The 8,506-nt window shown below is 62.0% G+C and carries 8 protein-coding genes and 1 pseudogene; 4 read left to right on the forward strand and 5 right to left on the reverse strand.

Features of this window, described 5'->3' with window-relative positions; translation table 11 throughout:
• The 3 genes from EN906_RS14170 to EN906_RS14180 form a co-directional block, all read left to right on the forward strand.
• On the forward strand, positions 1 to 392 hold a 392-nt coding region (locus EN906_RS14170; protein WP_164777171.1), incomplete at its 5' end, for a MarR family transcriptional regulator.
• Complete coding sequence (locus tag EN906_RS14175) at positions 385 to 1,677, forward strand: HlyD family secretion protein (protein ID WP_127267225.1); 1,293 nt, start codon at positions 385 to 387, stop codon at positions 1,675 to 1,677. The genes EN906_RS14170 and EN906_RS14175, both read left to right, overlap by 8 nt.
• Positions 1,674 to 3,215 (forward strand): DHA2 family efflux MFS transporter permease subunit, encoded by a 1,542-nt coding sequence (locus tag EN906_RS14180; protein ID WP_127271421.1) that lies wholly within the window; start codon positions 1,674 to 1,676, stop codon positions 3,213 to 3,215. The genes EN906_RS14175 and EN906_RS14180 overlap by 4 nt, the downstream gene beginning before the upstream one ends.
• Positions 3,216 to 3,323: 108 nt before the next feature.
• On the opposite strand, the gene EN906_RS14185 is transcribed toward EN906_RS14180, so the two are convergent.
• The 5 genes from EN906_RS14185 to rpmH all read right to left on the reverse strand — a co-directional run bounded on the left by EN906_RS14185 (position 3,324) and on the right by rpmH (position 7,313).
• Positions 3,324 to 3,881 (reverse strand): hypothetical protein, encoded by a 558-nt coding sequence (locus EN906_RS14185; RefSeq protein WP_127271419.1) that lies wholly within the window; start codon positions 3,879 to 3,881, stop codon positions 3,324 to 3,326.
• Between the two features lie 373 nt (positions 3,882 to 4,254).
• Positions 4,255 to 4,815, reverse strand: coding sequence for a fasciclin domain-containing protein (locus EN906_RS14190; RefSeq protein ID WP_127271417.1), 561 nt, complete (start codon positions 4,813 to 4,815; stop codon positions 4,255 to 4,257).
• A gap of 179 nt (positions 4,816 to 4,994) precedes the next feature.
• Entirely contained in the window at positions 4,995 to 6,794 is a 1,800-nt protein-coding gene (gene yidC / locus EN906_RS14195; protein WP_127270245.1) for a membrane protein insertase YidC, read from the reverse strand.
• A gap of 14 nt (positions 6,795 to 6,808) precedes the next feature.
• Positions 6,809 to 7,162 carry a ribonuclease P protein component gene (gene rnpA / locus EN906_RS14200; protein ID WP_127270243.1) on the reverse strand — a complete coding sequence of 118 codons (354 nt, stop codon included), beginning with the start codon at positions 7,160 to 7,162 and terminating at the stop codon, positions 6,809 to 6,811.
• A gap of 16 nt (positions 7,163 to 7,178) precedes the next feature.
• Positions 7,179 to 7,313: a 50S ribosomal protein L34 gene (gene rpmH, locus EN906_RS14205; protein ID WP_008833937.1), complete on the reverse strand. Its 135-nt coding sequence runs from the start codon at positions 7,311 to 7,313 to the stop codon at positions 7,179 to 7,181.
• 278 nt (positions 7,314 to 7,591) lie between these two features.
• Here rpmH and EN906_RS14215 point away from each other — a divergent pair.
• Positions 7,592 to 8,506 (forward strand): annotated as a pseudogene (locus tag EN906_RS14215) (sensor histidine kinase); the annotation flags it as partial.

Consider the following 8,506-nt stretch of genomic DNA (forward strand, 5'->3'; position numbering starts at 1 on the left):
GGTCGCGGGCATCGGGGCTGACCCGCGCCCAGTGGCAGGTGCTCGCCTATCTCTGCCTGCATGAGGGCATCCACCAGAACAAACTGGCCGATCTTATCGAGATCACGCCGATCACGCTCGCCCGGCTGCTCGATAAGATGGAGGCACGCGGCTTCATCGAGCGCCGGCCCAATCCCGCTGACCGCCGGGCATGGCTGCTCTACCTGAAGCCGCAAGCTTATCCGCTCATCGAAACCATGCGCACCAATGGGCAGAAGACGCGGGACGAGGCCTTTGTCGGTCTTTCCGCGGATGCCCAGCTGCATCTGCTGCAAACCCTATCCCTCATCAAATCCAATCTGCTCGCGGCTTGCACCCAGCCTGCCGCCGACCGGGAGAAAACACATGGCTGAATCAACCTCACCAAAGAAGCCTGCCGAAGAAGACGGATCCTCCGCCGGCCGGGCGCGCGACCAGATCATCCGACTGGACAGCGAACGCGAACAAAGGCGAGCCGGCACCCTCATCGGCAATGACGAGCTCGAAGCACCGGTCGCCCTGGAGCCGGCGGCGCTCGAGGCGCCGTCCAAGGAGCCACGGCAGGCCACGGTTGCGGTGGCGCCTCCGGCGCCGGTCAAGCCCAAGCGCGGCCGGGCACGGCCGATCCTGTTTGCCCTGCTTCCGGTCGCGCTGGTCGTCGGCGGCTATTACTACGTCATCGGCGGCCAGGTCATGACGACCGACAACGCCTACATCCAGGCGCAGTCGCTCGGCGTTTCCACCGATGTCTCCGGCACTGTGTCCGAGATCGACGTGCACGAGAACGAGGCGGTGAAGAAGGACCAGGTGCTTTTCCGGCTGCGGCCGGCCTCTTTCGAAACCGCTCTTGCCGCCGCCCAGGCGCAGCTCGGCACTGTGCGCAACCAGGTGCTGACCTTGCAGGCGAGCTACCAGCAGTCGCAGGCGCTGATCGAGCAGGCGCAGGCCGACATCCCCTATTACGAGGCCGCTTTCCAGCGCCAGCAGGATCTGCTCAAGACCTCCACCTCCTCCAAGGCGACCTTCGACAGCGCCCAGCACGACCTCGTCGCCGCCCGCCAGAAAGTGTCCGTTGCCCAGGCGCAGGCACAGGCGACGCTTGCCCAGCTTGGCGGCGACGCCAGCCAGCCGGTGGAGAAGAATCCGTTCTACCTCCAGGCGCAGTCGGCGGTGGACGACGCCCAGCGCAATCTTGCCGATTCCATCGTCAAGGCGCCGTTCGACGGCATAGTCACCAATGTCGACGCGCTTCAGGTCGGCAAGTACCTGCCGGCTTCGCAGCCGGCCTTCAGCCTGATTTCGGCGACCGATCTGTGGATCGCGGCGGAGCCGAAGGAAACCGAACTGACTTATGTGCGGCCGGGACAGACGGCGACGATCAGCGTCGACAGCTACCCGGGTGCCGTCTGGCACGGCACGGTCGCCTCGATCAGCCCGGCGTCATCGTCGAGCTTCTCCTTGCTTCCGGCGCAGAACACCACCGGCAACTGGGTCAAGGTCGTGCAACGCATTCCGATGCGCGTGACGTTGGACGATCTCCAAGGCAAGCCGCCGTTGCGTGGCGGGATGAGCGTCGTGGTCGGCATCGATACCGGCCACGCGCGCGGCCTGCCGGACTTCGTGACGGACCTCCTCGGCCGGTTCGGACAAAAGTCATGACCGGCGCGTCCGCGACAGGTGGCGTGGTCGCCAATCGCGGCGCCATCACCGCCTGCGTGATCCTGGCCGTGATCATGCAGGCACTGGACACGACCATCGCCAATGTGGCGCTGCCCTATATCCAGGGTAGCGTTTCGGCGAGCGCCGACCAGATTAACTGGGTGCTGACGTCCTACATCGTCGCGGCGGCCGTCATGACGCCGCCTTCGGGCTATCTTGCCAATCGTTTCGGCCGCAAGCGCATCCTTTTGATCTCCATCACCGGCTTCGTCGTCGCGTCGGTGCTGTGCGGCTTCGCGCAGTCGCTGCCGCAGATCGTCGGCTTCCGCCTGCTGCAAGGCCTGTTCGGCGCAGCCCTGGTGCCGCTGGCGCAGAGCATCCTGCTCGACATCTACAGCGTCGAGGAGCGCGGCTCGGCGATGGCGCTGTTCGGCGTTTCGGTGATGGTCGGGCCGGTGCTCGGGCCGGTCATCGGCGGCTGGCTGACCGAGAATGTCAGCTGGCGCTGGGTGTTCTACATCAACGTCCCGATCGGGGCCCTGGCCTTCGCCGGCGTCTCGATGTTCGTCCAGGAAACCAAGACGGACCTTAAGGCCAGGCTGGACTGGCTGGGCTTCGGCATGCTCAGCGTCACCATCGCATCGCTGCAGATGTTCCTCGATCGCGGCGAGCAGCTCAACTGGTTCTCGTCGTCCGAGATCATCGTCGAGGCGCTGATCTGCGCGTCGGCCTTCTACATCTTCCTCGTCCACACTTTCACCGCCAAAAACACCTTCGTGAACCCGCGGCTGTTCCTCGACAGGAATTTCGCCGTCGGCATGATCTTCATCTTCATCATCGGCATCACCTATCTGGCCTCGCTGGCCCTGATGACGCCCTATCTGCAGACGCTGATGGGCTATCCGGTGGTGACGGCCGGCATCGTCATGGGGCCGCGCGGTCTCGGCACCATGGCTTGCATGTTCCTGGTCGGCAGGCTGATCGGCAAGGTGGACACGCGCTGGCTGCTGTTGACCGGCCTGCTGGTCACCGCCTGGGCGATGTACGACATGACCGGCTGGACCCCTGATGTGTCGCAATGGACGATCATCAGCACCGGCTTCATCCAGGGCGCTGGCCTGGGTTTCCTGTTCGTGCCGCTGACCACCATCACCTTCGCCACGCTGGCGCCGGAGCGGCGCGCGGAAGGCACAGGCCTTTACAATCTGTCGCGGAACATCGGCTCCAGCGTCGGCATATCCGTCGTCACCGCGCTGTTGACGGAGAACGTGCAGATCAACCACGCCAACATCGCCACCTATGTGACGCCCTACAACCAGGCTTTCAGCAATCCGGCCATCTTCCAGGCGATGGATCCCTACAGCGCCGCGGGCCGCGCCGCGCTCGACGGCGTGGTGACGCTGCAGGCGACGATCATAAGCTATATGAACGACTTCAAGCTGATGATGATCCTGTCGCTTGCCGCCATTCCGCTGGTTCTCTTGCTGCGCAAGCCGGCGACGCCAGCCAAGGTCGACCACAGCGCCGTGATGGAGTGATGTTTTGGTCGAGGGCCTTTTGTTGAAGCAAGTTTCGAATGCGTCACCGTCGACAAAATGGAAATACAACGTATGGCGACGTCGTCGGCTGTCCCGTTGCACGTGATGCTAGGTTGCCCAAGTATCCAGCTGATTGAGGACGGCAATCGCCGGATACGATTTCCTGCCGGGATAACTTTGGCGGTAGTAGGCATTCCAATAGCTTGTCGCCTTAGCGCGTATTGCACGCATTACCTGCCGGTTCTGCCGGACGAAACTGGCGTAAGCTGTCTGATCGAAATACGGCATCGCCAAATGGATATCGTCGAGAATTTCGACGACGTACTCGCCTAAGAGAAGAACGATGAATGGAATCGTCCAAGGCTCGTTCAGCGGAAGGATAATTTTGGCTGATTTTTGCCTCAGATAACCGTCTGTCGAACGTGTCAGCAAGCACTGCGACCCCGGCGAAAAGCTAGCGAAATCGACAGCTACGGTCGGCAGAAAATGCAACCGATAGGGAATGTAGATGCTGATCCCATCAGATGTGAGATGCCTCGAGGTTGTTCGGTAAGTGTCGTCGACGATGGGAGTCAATTCCTCAGCAGCTATATCGCCAAGCGCTCCAACTCCGAAAGCTGACTTTGCGGCATTTGGGAAAGGCTTGCGTTGGGTAAACCAATCCACGTCGTGTTCCTAACAAGGCTACGAAATCGATATGCAGTCAGTATGTCACATCTGCGGGCGCTAGGTGAGCGTTGTCTCTCTACCCCTCAACCGCGTTGGCAGTCGCATCGCGACGCCACATTCCGGTGCGCGGCGGTCCGTGCCAGCTTACGGCTAACCGGCATCTCGGCTACCCCTGCAAGCGCTCCGTTCAGGTATTTGTCCTCTACGGTCTTCGGTCCATGAACCAAAAGAAACCGGGTCCTGTGAGGGACAGGACCCCGGCCGATGCCGATACGACTTCCCAAGAAACATGGCACCTCGTCATGAGGTGGGGATGGCAGGCCCGAGAAAGCCCCAACGGACCTGCCTTGATCCCCTTTGCCGAAAGCCGTTACTTCGGCAACAGCACCTTGTTGACGACATGGATGACGCCGTTCGACTGGTTGACGTCGGCGATCGTCACTCGCGCCTCGCCGCCTGACTCATCCATGATGTAGAGCTTGCCCTTCTTGACTTCAGCGGTCAGCGTGTCACCGGAGACGGTTTTCATCTCGTACTTGCCGCCCATCGCTTTGGCCTTCTTCATCATTTCGGCGCCCGAAATCTTGCCTGCCACGACATGCGCGGTCAGCACCTTGGTGAGCTTGCCCTTGTTCTCCGGCTTCAGCAGCGTGTCGACGGTGCCCTTGGGCAGTTTCGCAAACGCCGCGTTGGTCGGGGCGAAGACTGTGAACGGGCCAGCACCCTGCAGCGTGTCGACCAGGCCGGCGGCCTTGACCGCGGCGACCAGCGTCGTGTGGTCCTTCGAATTGACGGCGTTCTCGACGATGTTCTTGGTGGTGTACATCGGCGCGCCGCCGACATTCGGGTTTTTGGCATAGGCGGGCGCGGCAATCGCCACGCCGGCGACGAACGCGGAAAGGGCGATGGTCCTGAATGACGGCAAGCGCATATGGTCTTCCTCCGGGTGAGGGCTGATCGGAATTGATAGCCTTTGGAAACGCACAGGCAGTCACGCCGCCGGCGGGGCGCAAGTTTCGCCGATCACAGGAACGTGATGCCGAAAGCGGCTTGAACGAAAAAGCCCCGCGCGAGGCGGGGCTTTGAAGGATGGAGAAAGCGCTGCGCCTTCTATTCGGCCGGTGATGGTTTCTTTCGGAACAGCGCGACCAGATTGTCCCACAGCTCGATCTTGGCGCCCTGGCGCTTCATGATGATGCCTTGCTGCAGGATCGACAGCGTGTTGTTCCAGGCCCAGTAGATGACCAGGCCGGCCGGGAAACCCGCCATCATGAAGGTAAAGATGACAGGCATCCAGGTGAAGATCGCCGCCTGCGTCGGGTCCGGCGGCGTCGGGTTCATGCGCATCTGCAGGAACATGGTGACGCCCATGATCAGCGGCCATACGCCGATCATCAGCATATGCGGCAGCGTGATCGGAATGAGGCCGAACAGGTTGAACAGCGATGTCGGATCGGGCGCGGCCAGATCCTGGATCCAGCCGAAGAACGGCGCATGACGCATCTCGATGGTGATGTAGAGCACCTTGTAGAGCGCGAAGAACACCGGGATCTGCAGCGCCACCGGCCAGCAGCCGGCGATCGGATTGATCTTCTCGGTCTTGTAGAGCTCCATCATCGCCTGCTGCTGCTTCATCTTGTCGTCCGCGTATTTCTCGCGGATCTCGAGCATTTTCGGCTGCACCTTCTTCATGTTCGCCATCGACGCGTAGGACTTGTTGGCGAGCGGGTAGAAGATGGCCTTGACGATGACGGTGGTGGCGAGGATGGCCAGACCGAAATTGCCGAAGAATTTGTAGAGCGTGTCGATCAGCCAGAACATCGGCTTGGTGATGAAGTGGAACCAGCCCCAGTCGATCAAAAGATCGAACCGCTTGATTTGACGGTCCTCTGCATAGGCGTTGATCTTGCCGACCTCCTTGGCGCCGGCGAAGATCTCGCTCTCCACCGTCGCCGATTGACCCGCGGCAACCGTTATCGGGTCGGTCAGGAAGTCGGACTGATAGCGGTGGCGGCCGTCCTCGAAAAAGGCGTAGCGCGGCTGGAACGGCTGCTTTTCGGTCGGCACCAGCGTCACCGCCCAGTATTTGTCGGTAATGCCCAACCAGCCGTCAGTCGACTTGCCCGGCGTGAACTGCTTGTCCGATTCGATGGACGCGTATTTGTGCTCCTGCAGGCCTTCGGTGCCGGTGAAGCCGATCAGGCCCTCATGCAGCACATAGGTGCTGGCAACGAGCGGCTTGTCGAAGCGGGTGACGCGGCCGTAATTGGACAGCGAGACGGCGGCCGTGCCCGCATTCTGCACCGTGTCGGACACCGTGAACATGTAATCGGTGTCGACGGAGAAGGTGCGCTTGAAGGTCAAGCCCTTGTCGTTCGAATAGGTCAGCGTGACCGGGGTCGTCGGCGTCAGCGTCGCATTGCCGTCGACGGTCCACACAGTCTCCGGACCGGGCACCGCACCGGTCTTGTCGTTGCCGACAAAGCCGATCTCGGCATAATAGCCATTGGGCAGTGCCGCCGGGTTGAGCAGGCTGATCTCGGGCGAGTTCTTGTCGACCGTCTCGGTGTAGTGCTTGAGCTTGAGGTCGTCGAGGCGGGCGCCGGTCAGGTTGATCGAACCCTCGAGGCTCGGCGTGTCGATCTTCGCGCGGGTCGTCGTGGCGAGCGCCTGTTCGCGGCCGGCCGGCGTCACGGCGTCGGTACCCGGTGCATTCGGAATGGCGCCAGGTGCGGCGGGCGTTCCGGTGTCGGTACCGGCGGCCTTCTTCTGCTCCTCGATGCGCTGCTGTTCGACGCGGGCCGCCTCGCGCTGGGCTTCGCTGCGCGGCAACACGTAAAAATATTGCCATACCGCAAGGATCAGCACCGACAGCGCGATGGTGATGAAGAAGTTCCGGTTGTTTTCCATCGAAAGCCCTTGGCCTATCGTGTTCCGCGCAGTCGGCGGGAGAGTTCGGCCTTCAACTGGCCGAACGGAGTGGTAAGCACGTCTTCGCGCCCGACGATGACATAATCATTGCCAGGCGCCATGTCACTTGCAGCATGCGTACGGATGGCTTCTCGCAGCCGCCGCCGGACACGGTTGCGGACAACCGCATTGCCGACCTTCTTGGTGACGGTGTAGCCGACGCGCGGCGACAGGCCGTCGCCGCGGTCGAGAACTTCAACGAGAAAAAGCCGCCCGCGTCGTTTTTCACCACGACGGACAGCCAGGAATTCCGCGCGCTTCAGAAGCCGCTTGGGATTTGGTCCCACTGGCTTGCCGGTTGCGGGCAACGATCTCGTCTTCCGTTCAGGCGCTGAGCCGCTTGCGGCCGCGGTTGCGGCGAGCTGCGACGACGCCGCGACCACCCTTGGTGGCCATGCGGGCACGGAAGCCGTGCCGACGTTTGCGGACGAGTTTAGACGGTTGGTAGGTACGCTTCATTTGTTTTAATACCGCGGGGTGCGGCCCTTCTTGATTCTGTCACTGTGTAACAGGAGCTTTGCCGGGCCGGCTTTGGCGCGATCGAAACCGCGCCGGGACGAATGGCCCGAGCGTGTGCGGGCTTATAGAAAGAAGGCTTTTGGAAGTCAATCCGGAGTCGTAGGGCGCAATCCGGCTCCGTTCAGACCGGTTTATGTTTGCGACCAAGGATGAAATTGGCAAAAAAGCCGTAATCGCCTAATCTGCGTTGATCAAGTGATCGTGAAGACATTAGCCGCATGAGCGAAACCATACAGGCACAGGAAGGGATCGGCACGGTGGCGTCCACCGAGGCGCCAGCGGCCGTGCGCACGGTGCCGCTGTCGCGCGGCCTGTCGACCAAGCTGCTGCTGCTGACCATCGTCTTCGTGCTTCTGGCCGAAGTGCTGATCTTCCTGCCCTGGATCGCCAGCTACCGGCTGAACTGGCTTAAGGAACGGCTGAGCACGGCGGCTGCGGTGTCGATCGTGCTGGTGCAGGGTGAGCCCGCCTCGCTGTCGCGCACGGCCCAGAACGACGTGCTGATGGCGATCGGCGCCAAGGCGATCGCGGTGCGCGACGGCGGCGTCTCGCGGCTGCTGGTGGTGGCCGAAATGCCGCCGAAGGTCGACGCGCACATCGATATCGCCTCGATCGGCATGATCAAGGGCATGACCGGCGCGCTCGACACGTTGTTTTTCGGCGGCGACCGGATGCTGCGCGTCTTCGGTCCGGTCGGTGACTCGGACAAGGAGTTCGAGCTGATCATGCCCGACAACAGCCTGCGCAATGCGATGCTGCGCTATTCGCGCAACGTCGCCTTCGTCTCGCTGCTGATCTCGCTGTTCACCGCCATGCTGGTCTACGCCGCCATCGACCTGATCATGATCGGGCCGATCCGGACGATGACGCGCTCGATGCTGTCCTTCTCCGAGGCGCCCGACGATCCCGGACGGATCATCCATCCGGCTGCCCGCGCCGACGAGATCGGCGTTGCCGAGCGCGAGCTGTCGCAAATGCAGGAGCGGCTGCAAAAAATGCTCTCCGAGCAGAAGCATCTTGCCGACCTCGGCCTTGCCGTCTCCAAGATCAACCATGACATGCGCAACATCCTGGCCTCGGCGCAGCTGATGTCGGACCGCCTGCGCCAGGTCAAGGATCCGACCGTGCAGGCC

Origin of the sequence: Mesorhizobium sp. M7A.F.Ca.CA.004.06.1.1 (genome assembly GCF_003999135.1) — a bacterium.
In the GTDB taxonomy this organism is placed as follows: Bacteria; Pseudomonadota; Alphaproteobacteria; order Rhizobiales; family Rhizobiaceae; genus Mesorhizobium.